Source organism: Flavobacterium sp. T50_26 (assembly GCF_057652995.1).
This window is the reverse complement of sequence record NZ_JBYFCC010000005.1, coordinates 87256-108186: the sequence shown is the minus strand read 5'-3', so window position 1 is coordinate 108186 and position 20931 is coordinate 87256. Positions and strand designations below refer to the sequence as shown.

The window sequence follows — 20931 nt, the reverse complement described above, 5'->3', positions numbered from 1 at the left end:
TATATTTGAGCATGTAAAGTTATTTAAAGGAATTAATTTATGTGATACAATTTATATTTTCCTATTTGCTTTTGCACGGGCAAATTAATCCAAAAATCAGTATTATCTAAAATATAATTAACTTTATTTTTTCTTAAAAAATCGACTTTATCTTTTGGTTCTTTGTGTGTTTTAAATTCTTGTAGCATTAGGTACCAATCTGACAATTTTTGAATATTTCCTTCTATTAACATGCTTGCTCCTTTAGAATCTAAAACCACAGCTCTTTCTGCTCCTGTTCTAATGAGATAGGGTCCATAAAAAACACTTTCCTGATTTGTGTTTTGATTGATATATTTCATCATTTCATTTAAATCGTAATCAGGTTTGAAATTATTATTTAGATGAAAGCTTCTTGGCAAAATCGAAGTAGTCAAATCATCTGAAACAAGTGGAACTCCAGAAAGAATTTTTGAAGAAGATAGAACTAATATACACAGATAAGCAACAAAAAAACCTGTTTTAATTTTCTGGTTCCATTTAAATCGCTGAAACAATTCAACTACTAAAAAGAATAAACTTAATTGAAAAACTACTAAAATTAGTTTTTGAAAGCGAATCAATTGGAACGACATTCTCAAGCTTTTTCCGAACCATTCATTTACTACTTGTTCTACATAAACTGATAGATTGGAGAGAACAAATACGCTCAAAGCCATCCAAAACAAAATTTTAAAATTTCTTTTTTTTATTGAACTATCAAAGAAATAATAGAGTGCAAAACAAGCAACAAAAAAATATAACAACTGACCGTGCCAGAATTTTAAAAAGAAAATAGGATCAAAAAATTTACTCGAAATTCTGGCTCGTAAAGCCTTTTGAAAAATCACTTCATCAAGTACAACATCATTTTCAACTTTTCCAAAATAGGTCAACAAATAGGGCAGCATTCCTAGTAAACATGCACAAAATGCAATAACTAAACTTTTGAAAAACTCCTTAGAAAAAAGTTTTTTATCAAAATATGTTTGGGCTATAAATGCTACAAAACCTAAAATAACAGTGCCAAGACCTGTTACAGGGTGAAAATTAAAAATTAGACCCAAAGCAAAAAAAGCAAAAAAGAGATTATATTTTTTTAGAGAAACATAAAGCAAAAAAGGAATTGGTAAAAAAGCCATATGAAGAGTTCTTGGCATTATTGTCCAAAGATTTGAAATACCCAACAATTCTCCACCCGGAGGCCAGAGAACACCTCTAATAAAAAGGGAAAATAGAAGAGCTAACCAAAAGTCATTTTTTAATTTATAGAAAAGTAAAAACCAAAAAATCCCATAAAAAAGATGTGTAAAAAATGACAAAACATTGAGAGCTTGGATATAATCCACATTTAAGCTATGTTTTATTGCTCGCAAAGTTTGCACAAAAAAAGGAGTATAGTAACGAACATCATCTAATTCACTTAAATATAAATCATTTTTAAACAATTCCGGATTGTCAATTTTTTGACAAACTGGAATAATGTTAGCTAAATCAGAAGAAATTTCATCTACTCCAGCATTTCTTTGTTCCCAAAAAAAACCAAATGCAATGGTCAAGTTTAGAATAATAACCAATAGCCACCTTTTTACTGTCATTCTTGATTTACTTTTGGAGATTGAATTATGTCGTATTGTATAGCCTGTAAAAGTAGTTGGAAACCCAATATTATTGAAAGTGTTACCAACATTATGGTTCCGGTGGGGGCTAAAATATTAAGACTTGAATAATACACCCAATTATAAAAACCATACACTATTCCGAAAAAAAACAAAGGAAAGCCAAAAAAAAGATAAACAGACCCTATGTTGAAATCATATAAAAAATATTGTTTAATGATTCTTTTTATAAATAATTTCAATAGATTCCAAGAAAATATTATTGGCATTTTCCAAACCTTCATACTTGATTTTTCATCTGCATAAATTGCGGGCATAGCTATATCTTTTATTCTTGCTTTTAGATAAAATAGTTCTGCAATTAATGATGTTTCAAAAAAATATCGATTGGATAATTTACTTAAATCCAATTGTTTTAAAAAGGAAGATTTTATGACAAAATAACCATTTGTTGGGTCAAAAACATTCCAATAACCAGTAGCAATTTTAATTAAAAATGAAAGCACTAAGTTGCCCATTCTGCGAACAAAAGGCATTTTTTTTAGAGCATTTAAATCTCTGAACCGATTTCCTTTTACATAATCTGCTTGATTATTAATGATTGATTCGATCATTAAAGGCAGATAATTTAAATCCATTTGATTATCGGAATCTATTTTTACAACCAAATCTACATTTAACTCAATAGCCTTACCAAAGCCCGTTTTAGTTGCTCCACCTACCCCTAAGTTTATATCATTTTTTAAAAAAACATATTCTGTCAATGGGTTGCTAAGCTTTAAAATATGTTCTTTCGGAATTTCCTCTTTCCCACAATCATCTACAATTATTACATATCTAATAAAGTCCGGAATGTTTTTAACAACTTCCAAAATTAAATTAGATGAATTGTAAAAAGGTATTACTATTGCAACATTATTTTTCATTGTTGTTGATTAAATTCGTTTTTATGGAGAAATGAAATTAAAGCTGTTGTAACTATTAAAAATAACCCCAAAATAGCAAATAATGGTCTGTAAATATACAAATGCTCCCCAAAAAATAAAGTAACAAGCATAGAGAGCACTAATCCCTTTAAAGCTAATGAATATCCGCTATTCTTGTTAAAGGAAATTAGAAGAAAATGAATTAACCATCCATAGAACATAACGAAACCAACCAAGCCAAGCTCTTTTATTAGGTTTAAATACATGTTATGAGCAGAAAATCCTTTTAATAATCGATTATTAAAACCTTGTCCAAAGGGAATAATTTCAGGATTATTACCTAAATAGTCGATGTATTTTAAAGACAATGTACTTCTTCCTGAGCCAAGATCTTCATATAAAGTTTCAACGTTTGCATTTTCCAAATCTTCTTCACTTTGAATTTTATTCACAACTCTTCCTTCAATAACCTCCATAACTTTTTCATTTATTCCCTCGTTAACATTGAGAAGAAACATAAAACTAGAACCAAAAAATATGGCGAAAAATAAAAATCCAGACGTTTTATAAAAAGAAAAGAAAACAATAAATACAATTAATCCAACATAACTAGTTCTTGAACCGGATAACAATAACACGTAAAGGTTAACGATGATTACGGCGATAAGCAAAATTTTACTAACGGAATGTTTTTTATTAAAAAGTAAACCTACAGAAAAGATTGCCATAATCATAGAATACATTCCTGAAACAATCTTATTTGGACCTAACGTTCCTGACAAGAATCCAGCATAAGAAACTTCATAAGATCTATTCCAAAGAAAAGGTATAAAACCCAAATTTTGTAAAATTATAATTACACCAGAACATAACGAACAAAAAAGTAATAGATAAACAAAATGAATCAAGTTTTTACGATTAAAAGACATTACATAGAATAAGACTGCAGTTACAAAAAATACCCATAAATGATATAAATATAAAACCGATTGTAAAAATCTTAAAAGTCTATCTTTAAAAATACTAAACAAAAAAGTGATTAAAATTGTGATTGAGCACCATAAAACAAACCAATAAAACCATTTAAAGACTGGTGTTTTTTTGATGACATGGCTATAAAATGAATAATTCATTACAAAAATAAACAACACATATATACCTAAAATATCATATAACCTTAGTTCATTATCTCCTGAAACGCTATAACCAATTACCGGAAGATTATAGAAATAGGAAAAAATCATCAAACAAATCAATATAAAATGATATCTATCCTTAAGTAAATAGAAATTATGCTTAGCAGGTTTTAATAATATAGGTGTATCTTGTGAAGTCATTCTTTTATTAAAATTCTCTATTTTAACATATTTATTTTTAATTTATTTAGATAGTTATCAAAAGTAAATAATTCAGCTAAATTAATCACATTAATAGATATTTGTTTTAATTCATTTGGGGTTGTATAAATTGCTTTAGTAAACACATCATCAAAACTTACAGATTTGTCATTTATATCCCATAAAAAGCCATTGTTTTTGTCAATATAGTGACTAATACTCCCAACATTTGAAACAATAGAAATAGTTCCGTAACAAGCTGCTTCTGCAACCACTTTTGGAAATCCTTCTGCTTTGCTTGGAAGGAGTAAAAAGTGAGAACTGGATACAAACTGATGTAACTCTTTATTCTCTAAAAACCCATGAAATATAACTTTGTTGCCTAGTTCCTGAGCTTCTATCATATATTTATTCATTTTTTGACCATCACCAATGAGATGAATTTTATTTATCATTTCTGTTGGGATTTTTTTTAACGCCTCTAAAAGTATAGAAACTCCTTTTACATCTTCAAATCTTCCAACAAAACAAAAGGTAAAGGGTTTAGAAAAATTCTTGTTTTGAGCAATTATTCTTCCCGCAGTTATATCACTCTGCGTTAGACAAGGATTTTCAAACGAATAGCAATGTTTGGGTTGATTTGGCCAAAAACCATTAATTGTAACTTTACAATCAGACCAATTTTTTTTTAACCAATAGCGTTGAATTTTATTGGCTAATGGAGGATTTTTTTGTCCCCAATCACCAGCATATTTTACCCAAAAAGTAAATTTTCGTGGCATAAAAAATTTAAAAAAAGGTAATAAATAAAGCCCCATTGAAGTTGGTAACCTTAACTGAATTTCTGAAGCTCCTTTGGAATTTTTATAAATAGTATATAAAATTCTTGGTGCTTTTGAAATGATTTTTACTTTACTTAAAAAACTATCTCCTCCATAATTTGGAATAGGTGAAAACTTTATATTATTTTTTGTGTAAGGAAGCGAACTGTTTGGTGCTTTGGTTTTGTGTAAACAAGCTACATGAACTACTTCATTCCAATAATCGGCTAAATAGTTTACTTCGTTAATAGTTGACCCCCACCCTACATATTCACCATCTTTAAGATAATGCTCTGTGTGAGAGATTATTACCAATTTATTTCTCTTCATGAGTTTATAACTTTTTCATATTCTTTACTAATTACATCCCATTGAAACTTTTTTGCCCATTTTTTTGCATTACTACTATAATCGTTATAATTAGAAATAATCTCATGAATCGCTTTTGCAAACGCAGCTTCATCGGTTGGATTTATTAGTATACCACTGGAATAATTTTCAATAGCATCTTTAATACCAGAATCATTTGAACCAATTGCCGGTAATCCTAAAGCATTTGCTTCTAAAACCGCAATTCCAAATCCTTCTACATCCCCGTTTTTTAAAACACTACTTAACATACAAAAAATTGAACATTTTTTTAATAGACTATTCTTTTTCTCATTTGTTAATACTCCATGAAATGTAATGTCTTCCAAAACGTTTAATTTATTTGCCAAACTAGTAAAACTTTCTAATTCGGTGGTAATGCCAACGCAATGATAATGAATTGAGGGAAATTTAGTTTTAATAAATGGTAAAGCTTTAATAATATTTTGTTGACCTTTTCTGTAGGTTAAATTACCAACAGTTATTAAATTTATTCTACTTTCAAAATTTAACTCGGGCAATTGTTCAAATTCTAATTCTTCGATTTCTATTCCGTTATTAATTACTTCAATAGTTAATTTTGGATTTATCTGTAAAATTAAAGATTTTGTAAATTGTGAAACAGCAACTAACTTATCCATTTTTTTTAAACTCAATTGAGTCAGCAATTTAGAAACTTTACCACCTGCTTTTAATTCTGAACCATGGATTACAGTAATTACTTTTTTTGACAAAAAGATTAATTTTAACAATGCTCCCAACCATAAAGAAAACTTTCCTGATACAATTATAATTTCTGAATCATAGGATAATTTAAAAGCTTTTACAATTCTACTTATATAAGTAAATGCATTTCGTTGAATTCTTTCTACCTTAAAAATTTGATTTTTATCAAACTCATTATCTGCATTTGGTTCTCTAAAATCTGTTAATACAGTTATACTATAACCAGCATTTTGAAGATATTTAGATAAAAAATAGGCATGGTTACCGATACCTCCGGGTAAAGGTGGAAATTCTGATGTTATAAAAGTAATTTTTTTCAACTTATTTTTTAATACTATTTTAAGCTCGTTTTTCTAACTATTCAACTAATTGAATTAATCAATAAATTCAACTTTCCAAAGTCCAATATTGTATTGTCTTTTTATTTTGAATTTATAAATACTCGAAACCACAATATGTCCTTCAGTTTCTTCAACTAAATCTACAACTTTACATTTTTTTGAGGTGGTTTCAAAATTTTTTGTTATCCATTTTAATTGATCTTTATTAGTAATATAGAAAACTTTGTTAGAAACATCTTGTATTCCATCATTTTGCGACATAAAATTATATAGCAATCTTGATTGTTTATTATCGTAAACATCTAATGACAATTCAGTTGGAACGAAATATTTATTATTTTCTTTCCAATATGTTTTTTCCTCTTTCATCGTTTTTGCAACTTCTTTCCAAGTTGAACTTGTTTTGGGTGTACAAAAAATCAACAAAAACGGAATGAAAAAAAGAATAAAAAACGAATAGAAAATAGATGAAGTCGTTAAAATAATAGAAAAAGTATTATGTTTTGAAAAGGCTAGGTTGTTGGTGGATTTATAATTGAAAACTGCCAAAAATAATAGCAAGGTATATAGGTACGGCATGTAATAACTTCGTCCGAAAAAGCACAATAAAATAATCACTGAAAATATGAAAAGAAAATCAATTTTAGTAAACAATTTTCTATACAAATAAAGAACAAGGGCTATAATTGGTCCGGAATATACCAGAAATTTAAAAAACAAATTAAAATGAATTCCTGAAAGATGATTATTTACTTCCGATTTATACTTTGTGGGCAGTAATAAATAATTAAAAATTTCTCCTTTTGTTAAAATTAATGATATTACAATACCAAAAAAACAAAATTTCAAAAAATCTAGGTATTTCTTTTCCTTGCCAAAAAAATAATACAACATTAGAATCAAGAAAAATAAACCTCCAATATGATGAATTAGACCGCAAAAGACGCACAAAAGAGCAAATAGAAATATTTTTAAATTTTTATTTAAATCTAATAATTGTAAGGCAATTGCAATTGAAATTATCAATATACAAAAATTTTCAGGTCTAAATACATATGTATAATTAGAAACTATGTATCCTAAAATTAATAAATAAAACAAATTTCTAAGTTTTTCTACTTTATAGGCATAATAAGCCCACAATGCTATTATTAGAATTATTATACAAAATTCCAGAGAAATGAATGAGAATGTGGTTACACCAAATAATTTAAACCAAATTGAATAAAAAAAATCGAGTAAATGAATAGTAAAAATGTTTCCCAGATACTCATGAGCAAAAATACTACTATCTGTTAAGCCGTTATAATAAGAAAATGCTTGACTCATAGCCCAAACACCGTCTCCGCCAACATAAGGATATACGACATAAGAAATGAATTTTAGAAGTACTATAAATCCAATTATTAATATATAAATAGATGTGTCTAATTTTTTAAGAAATTCAATTTTCATTAGTTTTTTATTTTTTCACTAAAAGTGTCATTTTTGATTTCGACCGGAAAAGTAATGATTTTATACTAGAATCCTATATAATTGATTTTTAACACATCATTACTATTTGAAAAAGATTTCTTTTTTGGAAAATGATTTTATGTTTTTTATTCTTCAAGTATTCTTTTTATATAGTTGATAGGATTTATAAACTTTTCGCTCCAACTTATATTGTTTTTAGACATTTTTAAGTGAAAATCGTTTACAAGAAGTTGCTCAATTTTTTCTGGTATTTCAAGAAATGATTTGCGACTAGATAATTTCAAGTAATTCTCATTTTCATTAAATCCTTCGATGACAACATTTAAAGGTGTAGAAATTATACTCTTTCCAAATAATGCATACTCCCCTATTTTCCAGCCTGGTGTATCTTTTAATCCATCATCTGCAATGCATATAGACGAAGTTGACAATTCTTTAAAATACTGTCTTTTTGAAATTATTTTATTGGGAAATATCAATTTTGGGCAAATTTCTCGTGCTAATTTTGAATCAAAAATTCCTACAGTTGAGTTTTTAAAATTAGATTTTATACTATTGCATGCTTCAATTCTGAAATCATTTTGAATCTTCCTTCTTTCTTTTTCTTCTGCATTATTGTTGTTATCTGGATCCCATAATCGTGTATAGAATATTATTTTTCCATCTGTTTTTACTTCTCTAAACTTTATAATATCATTGTAAATCATAGCATAATGCCCCATATTCAGTAAGCCAAAAAAATCAAACATTCTAGCTATTTCAACTTTATTATTCTTTATAAAATTAATATCCTTTGGCAAAAGAGCAAAAAGTTTCAAAGGATTAGTTGCGATATTTACTTGAAAATTTAAAGGTTTAATAGTATTTCCTACTGACTTTTCCTGCAAAGATCTTTTGAAATAAAAATCATAATTAGAGGGGTTGTCTATAAAAAGATAATCATCAGAATAGTCTAACAAATAGGTGATTCCATTGTTTTCAATTCTAACACAATTGTGTTTAACTTCTTTATCATAAATAATAGAGAGCTTTTGCTTATTATTTGAAGTATAATCAACTAATGAGTATAAAATTTGATTTAAGTGAGATGTATAAGAACTAATAAAAACGTGAATAACTTTCATAATCATTAGTATTTCTAAATTATCTTAAAAATCCAATTTTTAACTTCTCTCCTGATGCTTTCCATGAAAGTAAAACCTGTGCCACAACCAAAGGCAAAAGAAGTGGAATAAAAAATAATGAAATAAATTTCAAAATTCTGTTTCCTTTATATCTATAAGGAATTAATGAGGGAAATACGGCTGGTATAACCATGTATATTGAATTTGCATTACCAAAATACTTTCTTGATAAATATAAAACACTTGGCACTGGTCGTGGTCCAAATATTTTTTTTGGTCGCCAAGCATCCCAGCTTCCCATCTGTCTTAGGCCACCTTCACTCACTTTTAAATGAATTCGTTTTGCTTTATAGTTTGATATGTTTTTGTATCCATTCAAATAACAACGCAATCCATATTCGCCATCACCCATTCGTTGTTTTTCAAACTGTAAATCAAAAAAACCTATCTTATAAAATATTTCTTTTTTAATTAAAACATTTCCTGTATCCAATTGTTCACTCCACTTAAAATAACTGTAATTTTTGGGAACTTCTGCACCAACTACACTAATTGAAACTCCGGAAGATAAATCTGCATTAAAATAATCTAAACATTTTAAATGTTCTTCAATCCAGTTTTGCTCTACTAAAGAGTCATCATCATATAATAAAATTAAATCGCCTTTTGCCGATTTTATGGCTTCGTTTCGTGCTTTCCACAAAGCTTTTTCCGGCTGAAACCAATATTTCAAATCAAAATTCCAACCTTTATAAAATTCTTCATTAAAATTATCTGTTTGATCTACAACAATTACTTCAAAATTTTTATAACTCTGATTTTCTAAATCTTTAAAAACATCTTTTAAATATTGATATCGATTTAATGTTGGAATTACAACAGAAACTAATGGATTTGAAATTATCAAATTGCTTTGAAAGCTATCATAATCAGGATATTCAAAAACTTGTTTAGAATAATCTTGGCGTTTAACATTTTTATGTTTTAAAAAAGCCACTATTTCTTTAATAGGATTATGGAATGTTATTATCCTAATTAAAAGAACATAAATTACCCAGGCTTTGTGACTATTTTTTTTAAGAAATAAATATTCATCCTCAATTGGCAGATCGATTTTACTCCAAACATTCATACCTGATTCATCATTTTTGTTGATAAACCCAGACTGGAATGCTGCCCAAGCTATGTCACGTTGTTCACTTTCCTTTGATATAAATCGAGTGTCTTTTTTTAGTTTGTAACCTGCGTTAATCAATTGTTCTTCTGTTGGAAAATAACCAAAATCTGTTGAAGACCTCAGATTAAAATACCAAATTGGTTGAGTATATTTTAGAAAATTAAAAATCATATTATCATTTCTATTGTAATAGCATTTAAAAAATTAATCTAAATAAAATGATTTAAATGATTTATTTTGATTGGCTAAATTAAACTCTTTTTTCACTCTTAGCATTGCATTTTCTTTAATTTTTAATTTTTCATTTTCATTTAAATTAATTACTTCTGTTATTTTTTGAGCTAATAAAGACGGATTTCTTTTGGAAACAACCCAACCAGTTTGATTGTTTAAAACATTTTCTTTCAATCCATCAGCGTCACTCACAATGCACAAAAGTCCCATGGATTGTGCTTCTAAAACTGCATTACAAAAACCCTCTTGCAAACTATATTGAAGGTAATAACTACTTTTTTCTAAATTACTTTTCACCTCATCGTGAGAAATGTTACCAATAAAACTTACACATTCTGTAAGTCCTAATTGTTGCACCATAAACATAAGCTTTTCTTTTTCTGCACCATCGCCCACAATTGTGTAATGAAAAAGAATATTATTATTTTTTAAGATTGAAAATGCTTCTAAGGTATATTCTAATCCTTTTATCCAATGCAAACGACTAACTGTTATAAATTGTATTTGAGAACTCTCTTGATAATTGGTTTGATTTTTAAAGAATTCACAATCTATGGCCGGTGCTATTTTATGAATCATTTCTGGCAAAATACCATGCTTAATTAACTCTTCTTTCATGGCATTAGAAAGCAGATGATACTTAACTTTTTTAGAAAAAAGCTGCTTATAACAATTTTGAAATTTTATAGGATAAACGTAAAAATCAAATCCGCGAAAACTTACTGCCATTTTTGCTCCAATTGCTTCTGCCACGTTTTCGCTCTGCAAGGCCATTGTACCAAAACCAAAGTGTAACCAATCTAATTTATAGGGTAAAATATAACTATTTATCAATACATTTTTATATGCACTTTTCGATGAAAATTGATCTTTTTTGTTCAATTTATATAGTTTTAAAACTGGTTTTAAGTTGAATAAACAGTTTTTAAAAATTTTAAATAACTCTGATATAAGAGTTAATTTTATTGAAAAATCGGGGGCAAATACAGTTTTGCAAGACGAATGCTTACTCTTTAATTTGCCTTTTGAAAATATAATAACCTCGAACCCATTTTCCTGAAGACCTTTTATTTTTGAATTAAAAAAAGTTTCAGAATAAGCAGGTATATTTGGAAGTACTAATCCTATTTGAAGTTTGTTTTGTTTAGTTATCACTTTCCAAATTTAGTATATTTATTTTAATTTTTGATTTTAGAAAACAAAGACAATGTCAACAGGGTACTCAGAGGATGAGAATATTTTAATTCATTCTTCTCTTTAAATTGTTTATAAACATTTTGTACTATAACTGGATCTATAAAATTTTGAAAATCTTTATTTTGAAAAAGCCAAAACTTTAAATTACTGTCATTATCACTACCTTTAAATTGATTTTCATAATTATTAACCACTTTGTTTTTGGTAATAAACTCTCTATCTATTTTTTTATATAAACGATAGGGTAAATTCCACGGAGATTTGTTCCATCGATAATTGTATAAATTAAAAGGTCTGTGGTCCTGCCAAGCTATTTTTGCTAAAGCGGGATTACGCATTTTTAGATACGCAATTTGAATTTGTCTTCCTGCTAAATATTGTTCTGGAACCGAACAAATAAATTCACACATTCGGTTGTCAAAATAAGGTAATGCAATGGGTTTTTCAGATTCAAAAAAAGCAAGATTTACGCTTGTCCATCGCGGAGCCCAATACAAACTTTTGAAAGCTCTAATTTGTGCATTTGCATTATCTGGAATGTTTATTTTATTTAATAAAATCCGTATTCTGTCTTTTAGATAGGCTTCAAAATCTCCTTCTAAACTCCATGATTCCCACAGTTTTTTTCCTAAATTTAAACCTCCTTTTTTTAACACTTTTTTAAACATTAAATCAACTTGTGCATCAAATTCAAGGTGATTATCCACTTTCATATCATCAAAAAGAACATCGCCCCAATGACCCAGACAAAAAATATCACCCATTTTTGAAAATTTATCTAAAACAGCCGCTTGACGTGGATGAGTAAACTCTGTGTAGCACTGATTTATGGTTGCAATTTTCTCAATATCTTTCCACAAATAACCTTTAGGAATTATCCATTTTTCAAATGGAAAATTACATACTTTAGCTATTTTTTGAGCAAAATAAGTTTCATTTAATCCATTTTCAAATTCATAACTATACGTTTGAACATCTTTTTTTAAATAATGTAACGCTGCTGCTTGTGTTCTACTGTCTAATCCTCCGGAGAGAGGTAAAATAACTTTTTTATCCTGAACTTGTTCATTTATAATTGTTTCAAAAAGAGCAGCAAACTCTATTACAACTTGTTCAAAAGGTCTTTCTTTGGGACTATAATGCCATTCAAAATATTTTTCTTCAGTTAAAACAGTTTGATTATCAGAAGTTATGGTATATTTTGTTGAAGGTCGTAAAGCTTTCTGACCAACATAATAAGAATCAGTGTCAAGAAAAAAACCTGTAGCGGCAAAAACACAAATGGCTTTGTAATCAATTTCATTTTTTTCTCCTACAAAATTAGTTTTAAAAGGGATTATAGGGGTTTTTATCTCTTTCATTTATTTATTTTTTAAAAAGTGATAAGTATAATTCTTCATGTCTTTGTATTTCTATTGAGATATCATAATTTTTTTGAACATATTGACTAAATTTTTGTCCTATTTCTTCAAGTTGTTCTGGGCTAAGAGACATTAAGTTTTTCAATTTAGTGCTCAGTTCCACCGAATTTCCAGACTCGAAAAGAAACTCTTTGAATTCCGACAATTGGTCACTAATTCCGGGAATATTTGAACCTAAAACCACTTTTCCATTTGCCATTGCCTCAAGAAATGCAACTGGAGATCCTTCTTTCTTGCTTGGTAAAACAAAAATTTCAGCTTGATTTAAAAAAGGTCTAACATCACCAATTTTACCAATAAATTTAATTTGATTTTCTAAACATTTTTCGCGAACAAACTCCTTTAGAAATAAACCATATTCATTTTTGTCATCTCCAGCTATCCAAACTTCCCAATTTGAAAAATCAGAAGACAAACTATCAAAAGCGGATAGAAGAACTTCTATATTTTTTACAGGAACTAAATTAGCAACACAAATTATAATTCTTTTTTTGGTTGATATATCTGTTAAAGTTCCTATTTCAGTTAAAGGTTTTTCAGGTTTAAACTTTTCAAATGATACACCACGAGGAATAAGAACTGTTTTTGAACTTTTGGGGTAAAATTCTGTTTGCATGGAAGTATTTTGAACAGCTATCTTATTTGCTAAAAACGAACGCAAATTCCAACTATTTTTTGAAGCTCCTCCCCAATTCATGTTTTTCTTTGTAAACACCCATGGTACACCTGCCATTCTTACTGAAATGGCTTCTGTATAATTAGCATTATAATGAAAACTATGTACAACATCAGGGTTAATTTTCTTAATTTTTTTTGCTACCTCAAAACATGAAAAGAACAACTTCCATAACGGTCTTTCTTTTGGCAAATAATCAAAAACATGTACTGGAATGCCAGATTTTTTAACTGTTTGAAAAAATTCTCCTTTTTCATTTAAACACAAAATATGTGCTTCAAATTTATTTTTATTGAGTCCTAATGCCAAATTAAGAAGAGCCTTTCCGCTACCGGCAGTATCAAAATTAGGAATTGTGAATAGGATTTTTAGTTTATTCTTTTCCATACCTGTAAGAAAGGATTATATTTATTTTTGGTAAATAATCGATTGAAAAACAAACTAATAGGATTGAAAAGCAAAAAATCTACTTTAAAGTCTTTTAAAAGTTTATCATTTAAAATTTCATTTAAACTGTTTCCTGAACGATGTAAAAGTAGAGCGTCATAATTTAATTGTTTGCGAACAGTTTTAAAAGCTTCTAAATCATTTTTTACAACAGCATCATTATATAAATTTTTTCTAAGATTAAAATAAGACCATAATGTGCCATCTTGGATTGCATTGGTATTAGATGTAGTTGATTTTGAATGCCTTGTATAAAAAAAATAAATCTTATTATAAAAATAGCCTGTATATTTTAAACCTAACCTTATAAACAAAAATGCATCTTCTCCTGTTTTAATTGAATGAAAACCACCTAATTGCTCCACTATTTCTTTTTTTATCATGATAGCACCAGTTCCTTGGAGATAAAAATAATGTTTCAACCAAATGTATCCTAAACCTGGTGGGTTATTTACTCCTTCAATAAAACCTTTAATGGGATTATAAACAACTCTTCCGTCATCATAATTTTTTTGAGTTCTACAAAATACAAAATCCACATTATGACTTTCAAAAATTGAAATATCTTCTTCCCATTTTGATAAATGTATCTTGTCATCACAATCTAAAAAAGCTAGATAAGTACCATTAGCATTTTTAATTCCAGTATTTCTGGCAGAACCTGCACCTTGCTTTTCTTCAGAAAGAATTTTAGATGAAAAAGGCACATCTTTTAAAGCCTCTTGCAATACTAAAACCGATTTATCTGTTGAATTATTATCTATAAAAATAGCTTCAAAATTTTTATAGGTCACTTCCTTTAAATGACTGACTAAATCGGGAATATACTTCTCTCCGTTATGAATAGGTATAATAACACTTAACATTTTACTAAACTGTATAAAGTAAATAAAGGCCATTTTGCATCCAATTTTCCTTTTAAATGGTCTTGTAGTAATAGCTCAACTGCCTTTTTTTCAAATCCCCAATTGGATAAATCATTTTCTAACAAGGTTTGACAGAACTCTGACTTTAAGTCTTCTCTAATCCATTGGGTTAAAGGTATGGAAAATCCTTTCTTCTGCGTTTCTTCAGGAATTGATGGAAAATGTTGACTCAGTATTTTTTTGAGCAATTGCTTTTGTTTTCCTTGACCACCGTTTAAAAAAGGATCAATTCTCAAACTAGTTTCTATCATCTTTTTTTGTAAAAAAGGCACTCGTACTTCCAAACTGTTTTGCATACTTGCTAAATCTACTTTTCGCAAGGTTTTTTGCATCATACCATAAAACTCTGCTTTTTGCATTGCGTGCAATAACTCTCTTTCGTCCTTTGTGTTTGGATAGGAATACACTTTCCATTCTGATGGCAAAGAAGTACTTTTTAAATCCGGTGCAATTTGCTGCAACAAATGTTTGTTAAATCTTGAATGTAGATTTTCATGCGAATTAGCTTGACTACTAGCTAATAAATTGCTATTTATTTTTTTGGTTTTTAATAGGTATTTATTTGTGCCATATAGTGCTTTTTTAAAAAGCGGTGGCCATTGTTGATAGTTTGCATTTTTTCCTACGCTCCAAAAACGTTCATAACCAAAAAACAGCTCATCACCACCATCACCACTTAATGCAACGGTTACCTCTTTGCGAGCTAATTTTGACACTAAAAAAGTAGGTACAATACTAAAATCTGCCATTGGTTCGTGAAGCGAAAGCATCACTTCATTCCAAAAAGGAAGTACTTCATTTGCTGTTAACTTCCATAATGAATGTGAGCTATTCATAGCTTTTGCAAAAGAAGTTGCACGAGCTGATTCATCATGAATTTTACTATCAGACCCTATTGAAAACATGCGAAGACCGGGATAAAAAGATAGAGCTTTTGCACAAATTAAAGGAGAATCTACACCTCCTGACAAAAAAGCTCCAACCTGAACATCTGATAGTAATTGATTTTGCACACATGAAGTAAGAGTTTCTTCGATTAACTGCATAGCCTCTTTTTCATTCGTAATTAAATCACTTCCTAAACCAGGAAACTCCCAATACATCTCATTTTTTGACGAACCATCTGGAAAAAAAATGATATGCTCACCAGGAAATACCTGATATGTATTTTCATATAATCCAAAAGGTGCAGGAACAAAATGTTGCTGCAAATACAATTTTAAAACCTCTGGATTCACATCTTCATTTACAAAACTTGGATGAAGGTGAACTTGATCATATTGACTAGCGGCCACAACTTGTCGCCCTTTCTTTCCATAAAACAGTGGTTTAATTCCTGCAAAATCTCTCACCAAGTGCAATTCTGACGTTAAGTGATCATATAGCACCAAGGCAAACATACCGTCTAAAGAACGTATAGTTTTGTTGATACCCCATTCTTCTAAACAAGCTGTTATGGTTTCTGTATCGCTTGAACCTCTAAACTTTTGAAAATCTAATTGTTTGCGTAGTTCAAGATGATTATAGATTTCACCATTAAAAACGAGTGTGTATCGTTTATTAAAACTATCCATGGGTTGATGACCAGCTTCTGTTAGTTCTAAAATAGATAAACGATTAAACCCCATTTGTATGTTACTTTCGTTGCTCCAATAGCCTTGGTCGTTTGGTCCTCGATGATTAGATTTAGAAAGTAGGCTAATAAAATCTTGTTTTAAAAGTACCGATGGAGCATTAAAATCAACGAGAAAACCACACATATAATAATAAATAAATTAAAAATAGAAATCAAACTAAAATAAATAATTCAATTTTAGTTCGACAAAGGGATTACAAAAACAGAAAAATTTGGCAAGAAAAAAGAATATCACACTTAAAACTCTTAAAATCAGTTTAATACAAGAAATTCATGTCTAAATTGTTTGAGTATAAAATTACAGATTTTTTCTTTATTCTATTTGAATTCTTCAAGAATTTTGAAAAAACAAAACTGAGAATATTCTTGAGACAATTTAACAAAAATATCAACTTAAAAAAGATTCATTTTAGAGAATAAATTTACCTAAAAAGAAGAAAAAACCTTAGTCAATTTTTCTCCAACAACTTTACTTTCAAATTCTTTCATCACAAATTGATGCCCTTTTTCTCCCATTTCCAATCTCAAATCAGCATTTTTATAAAGTAAAATCAGTTTTTCAACAAATTCTGTTTCGTTTTCACTTTCAATTAAAAACCCGGTTTCATTTGGTATCATACCATATTTTATTCCACCAACATTTGATGTGATTACTGGCAATTTAAAATATTGAGCTTCTTGCAAAACCAATCCTTGTGCTTCAGAACGTTGAGTGTTTTTTTCAGCAATTCCTGGTAATAGAAACACCGACGAACTGGCCATGATTTTAAATACATTTTGCTGAGTTAAAGAACCGTGAAAAATAACATTCTTGTCTATTTCAAATTCACTTGCGAGCATTTGTAAATCAGACAACATTTCACCATTTCCTATGATGTGCAAACGAATGTTAGAATAACCTAAATTGATCATTTTTTTTACCATTCGGATTGCTCTATCCGGACCTTTCCAGTTGATTAATCTACCACAAAAAACAATATCAAAAGTAGTACTATCTTTTTTTTCAATTTGTAAATAAGATTCTAAATTTTGCACTTTAAAACCTTCCGGGATTAAAAAATAATTCTTTAAATCAGGATTTACTCTTACCAAAATATCTTGTAAATAGAGTGAATTTATTGTGAAAGCATTGAAATAGTTAAAAACATCTTTATACAGATTCTTATAAAGTTCAACTTTGGAAGGTGTTAAATCAGACCCATGAAAAGACAAAATTGCTTTTGGATAACTACAAACTCCAATCTTGTAGGCATCTGCCATTTTTTTTCCGTTAAATCCAAAATGGCAGTGGACGATGTCAAAACTTTCTTTGAACAATAAAATAGGTAAATCATAGTAGATTTTTAGTTTTCTTAGATTTACCCTAAATTCAAGTGGATTTAACAATGAGAATATCTTTTTAAAATCTATATTTTTTCTATACTTTTTAAAAAAATAAAATCCCTCTTTAAAAACCTCCCCTTTACTTTTTTGATTTTTAAAATGGGTAATGGTCTTACTTTCAAGATTATAATCTGTAAAAAGCTTATGAATAATTTGATCAGTTGATTTATTATATGTGAAAATAGTAATATCATTTCCTCTATCTATTAAATCTGTAATTTGATTTAAAATGAACGTCTCTGTAGTAGATGGAAATACAGTAACAATTACTAAAATCTTTTTATTTTTTATCATTACACCAATAAATTCATAGTAGCTAAGTGTAAAAATAGCTTTTTATTGCAAATGAAAATCTATCTTTTAACATTTTTACTAAAAAAGTGAACGTTTATTCAAAAAAAGAATATCCTTTTCCTAATAATTTTAAAGAAATAACCCCAATAGTCAATTTAACAATAGACAAAAATGAGTTTGTTTTAAACTTCAAAAAAACCGCTTTCTTATAGTATTGAAACCAATTAGATTGCTCAAAAAGAAGTTTATTTCTAACTGTTTTTATATAATAATCTGCAATATGATTAGTATATTTATTTTTATTCTTTGGATTTTGATTTATAAGTAAATCTAAGTGCTTAAATCTTGCTTCAAAAGATGATTTTATTGCTTTATCATTTCCTTTTCTAACTTCATTTTTAAATGACTCATCATGTTGATAATAGACCACTAAGGCTTGTTTGACTTTGACAATTTTGGGATGAGCATAAATCATTCTTAAGTTAAAATCCCATTCGTCATGATTACCAATAGTTTCATCAAAAAGTTCATCTTGTTGCTCTAAAAAGCTTTTCTTCCAAAGTATTCCGCACACAAAATAACAAACTTTATAAGTAAAATAATCTTCAATTAAATTGTTGGATTCAATTGTATTTATGTCTTGCAAAATTCCGGTTTGGCGATTTACTCTCTCTACTTGAGCGAGAACACCATCTGTTTCACTTGTAAAATTACTGAGGTAGGTTTCTAAGGCATGAGGTTTCAAAAAATCATCGCTATCAAAAAAATAAATGAACTTTCCATTGGCATTTTCAAAACCATAATTTCTGCAGGCATTTGGTCCTTTTTTTCTACTGGAAGGTCTTTTGTGAAATTGAAAACGGGGGTCTGACTTGATAAAATTTTGAAGAACTATTTCTGTTTCATCTGTAGAACCATCATCAATAACTAAACATTCAAAATTTTTATAGGATTGATTTTGAATACTCTCGAGTGTTTTACTAATTAAATTTGCTCGATTATACGTTGGTATTATGATGGATAATAAATCATTCATTCCAATTAAATCTGAATTTTAGCCATCTATTTCGTAGTACTTGTGGCGATTTTTTAAAATAATACATCAATCGTCCCAATAAAATTAATTCTGTTGCTTTTAACTTATCGTATTTCAATAATTTTGGAAAAAACTCATTAATGATTGATAAAGTTACTTCTTTGTGATTATTTTCGTTACTTGAAATGGTTAATTTTATAAGTTTATCATAAAAAAAATCTAATAATTCAGTTGATTTTATTTGCTCGCTTCTTTTAAAATTTTCAAATAAAAAAAAGAACAATGATTCTTTGTAACCTTTATTATAAAGTTCATTTTTAGATGATTTTGTATCCTCATGTTGTCGGTAAAGAAATCCGAATTCAGGAATTATTTTGTAATCGGATGCAACACAATCAAAAAATAATCGGGTGAAATATTCTGCTTCTTGCCCTCTTTTCATTTCCGTATTAAATAACTCTTTATTTAGTAAGAAGCTTTTTCTAAACAAAACAGATGGAGTCAAAATTTTTAACTTCCACATTGCAAAATCGGCATACAAATTATTTGTTTGTTCCATTTGTAAAATAGTTTTGGAATCATCAGTAGGATTCCAATAATAACCCGAAGCTATTACAAATTGAATGTCTGGAGTAAATGCATACATCTTTTTTTCTAAAAAATCTTCCAACATCATATCATCACTATCAAACCAATTGACGAATTCTCCAGAACTTAATTCAAAACCATAGTTTCTGCATGAATTTGCTCCTTTTAACATGGAATCAGGTCTTTTATAAAATTTGAATCGTTGGTCTTTTTTGCAAAATTCAGCAACCACTTTTTCTGTTTCATCGGTAGAACCATCATCAATAACTAAACATTCCCAGTTTGCATAAGTCTGTGATAAAACACTTTGTAACGTATCACTAATTAAATGTGCTCTGTTGTAGGTTGGAATAATTATTGAAATCAATGCATTATTCATGAATAATAGTATTTAATACAGTTTCTGTCAATTCATTTTCAAAAAACGATTTGTTTTTTTTAATTTTATCAGAAGACCAATTCCACCAGGCTAACTCTTGAAGTGTACTAATCATATGTGGTTCAAATCGGTAACCTATAATTTTTGCTGGACTTCCTGCTACAATTGCAAAGGGAGGAACATCTTTTGTTACAACACTATTAGCTGCTACTACTGCCCCATTTTGAATTGTTATTCCACCTAAAATGACAGAGTGAGCACCAATCCAAACATCATTCTCTAAAACAATATCTCCTTTATAAACTTTTTCGTTTTCCCATTTTTCATTAAAAAAATTTTGTCCAATAAAGTAGCTAGTTGGTTTTTTAAAATTGTGATTAAAGGTTTGAAAACTTACGTTACGGGCAATGGAACAAAAATTTCCAATTTCAACCCCTGCTTCTTGATCAGAATAAATGTCTAAGTTGGGTCCCCATAATGATGTGAAATTACCGGTTTTAATTTTTCCCAAAAGTGTTGCTCCTTGAATTTTGTTATTATCGCCAATTAAAATTTCCCCTTTCAAAATACTGTCTGTAATTTTAGTGTTAACTCCGATATGAATTTTACCTTTTAAATTACTAGACGCTACAATACTATCATCAGAAAGTTCAATCTTTCCTTTTAAATTAGAACCTACAACAATAGCTTTATTTGGAATTTTTACTCCAGAACTTAATGTGTTTACTTTATCTAAACGATTTTTAATTTTTAATAAAATTTGATTAAAGAAGCTCATTC

17 protein-coding genes are annotated in these 20931 nt (G+C 28.5%); all 17 read right to left on the bottom strand.

Annotated elements, in window-relative coordinates:
- Positions 1-32: 32 nt before the first annotated feature.
- A complete protein-coding gene (locus AC23MC_RS04385) occupies positions 33-1616 on the bottom strand; it encodes a hypothetical protein (RefSeq protein WP_487570630.1) in 1584 nt (527 codons plus the stop codon).
- The gene (locus AC23MC_RS04380; RefSeq protein WP_487567199.1) at positions 1613-2563 is read right to left on the bottom strand and encodes a glycosyltransferase family 2 protein; all 951 of its coding nucleotides are present in this window, start codon (positions 2561-2563) and stop codon (positions 1613-1615) included. Before AC23MC_RS04380 ends, AC23MC_RS04385 begins: the two co-directional genes overlap by 4 nt.
- A complete protein-coding gene (locus AC23MC_RS04375; RefSeq protein ID WP_487567198.1) occupies positions 2560-3900 on the bottom strand; it encodes an O-antigen ligase family protein in 1341 nt (446 codons plus the stop codon). The genes AC23MC_RS04380 and AC23MC_RS04375 overlap by 4 nt, the downstream gene beginning before the upstream one ends.
- 17 nt (positions 3901-3917) lie before the next feature.
- Complete coding sequence (locus AC23MC_RS04370) at positions 3918-5051, bottom strand: glycosyltransferase (protein WP_487567197.1); 1134 nt, start codon at positions 5049-5051, stop codon at positions 3918-3920.
- Positions 5048-6136 carry a glycosyltransferase family 4 protein gene (locus tag AC23MC_RS04365; protein ID WP_487567196.1) on the bottom strand — a complete coding sequence of 363 codons (1089 nt, stop codon included), beginning with the start codon at positions 6134-6136 and terminating at the stop codon, positions 5048-5050. Before AC23MC_RS04365 ends, AC23MC_RS04370 begins: the two co-directional genes overlap by 4 nt.
- 54 nt (positions 6137-6190) lie before the next feature.
- A complete protein-coding gene (locus AC23MC_RS04360; RefSeq protein WP_487567195.1) occupies positions 6191-7612 on the bottom strand; it encodes a hypothetical protein in 1422 nt (473 codons plus the stop codon).
- A 146-nt stretch (positions 7613-7758) separates the two neighbouring features.
- Entirely contained in the window at positions 7759-8757 is a 999-nt protein-coding gene (locus AC23MC_RS04355) for a hypothetical protein (protein WP_487567194.1), read from the bottom strand.
- 19 nt (positions 8758-8776) lie between these two features.
- Positions 8777-10105, bottom strand: coding sequence for a glycosyltransferase family 2 protein (locus AC23MC_RS04350; protein ID WP_487567193.1), 1329 nt, complete (start codon positions 10103-10105; stop codon positions 8777-8779).
- A gap of 33 nt (positions 10106-10138) precedes the next feature.
- Positions 10139-11323 carry a glycosyltransferase gene (locus tag AC23MC_RS04345; protein WP_487567192.1) on the bottom strand — a complete coding sequence of 395 codons (1185 nt, stop codon included), beginning with the start codon at positions 11321-11323 and terminating at the stop codon, positions 10139-10141.
- 23 nt (positions 11324-11346) lie between these two features.
- Positions 11347-12726 (bottom strand): asparagine synthase-related protein, encoded by a 1380-nt coding sequence (locus AC23MC_RS04340; RefSeq protein ID WP_487567191.1) that lies wholly within the window; start codon positions 12724-12726, stop codon positions 11347-11349.
- Positions 12727-12730: 4 nt separating this feature from the next.
- The gene (locus tag AC23MC_RS04335) at positions 12731-13849 is read right to left on the bottom strand and encodes a glycosyltransferase (protein ID WP_487567190.1); all 1119 of its coding nucleotides are present in this window, start codon (positions 13847-13849) and stop codon (positions 12731-12733) included.
- On the bottom strand, positions 13831-14775 hold the full coding sequence (locus AC23MC_RS04330) for a glycosyltransferase family 2 protein (RefSeq protein WP_487567189.1): 945 nt from the start codon (positions 14773-14775) through the stop codon (positions 13831-13833). The genes AC23MC_RS04335 and AC23MC_RS04330 overlap by 19 nt, the downstream gene beginning before the upstream one ends.
- Positions 14769-16595 (bottom strand): asparagine synthase (glutamine-hydrolyzing), encoded by a 1827-nt coding sequence (gene asnB, locus AC23MC_RS04325; protein ID WP_487567188.1) that lies wholly within the window; start codon positions 16593-16595, stop codon positions 14769-14771. The genes AC23MC_RS04330 and asnB overlap by 7 nt, the downstream gene beginning before the upstream one ends.
- Positions 16596-16897: 302 nt before the next feature.
- Positions 16898-18148 (bottom strand): glycosyltransferase family 4 protein, encoded by a 1251-nt coding sequence (locus tag AC23MC_RS04320; RefSeq protein ID WP_487567187.1) that lies wholly within the window; start codon positions 18146-18148, stop codon positions 16898-16900.
- Positions 18149-18242: 94 nt separating this feature from the next.
- Positions 18243-19184, bottom strand: coding sequence for a glycosyltransferase family 2 protein (locus AC23MC_RS04315; RefSeq protein WP_487567186.1), 942 nt, complete (start codon positions 19182-19184; stop codon positions 18243-18245).
- On the bottom strand, positions 19177-20151 hold the full coding sequence (locus AC23MC_RS04310; RefSeq protein WP_487567185.1) for a glycosyltransferase family 2 protein: 975 nt from the start codon (positions 20149-20151) through the stop codon (positions 19177-19179). Before AC23MC_RS04310 ends, AC23MC_RS04315 begins: the two co-directional genes overlap by 8 nt.
- Entirely contained in the window at positions 20144-20929 is a 786-nt protein-coding gene (locus tag AC23MC_RS04305) for a CatB-related O-acetyltransferase (protein WP_487567184.1), read from the bottom strand. Before AC23MC_RS04305 ends, AC23MC_RS04310 begins: the two co-directional genes overlap by 8 nt.
- Between the last annotated feature and the right edge of the window lie 2 nt (positions 20930-20931).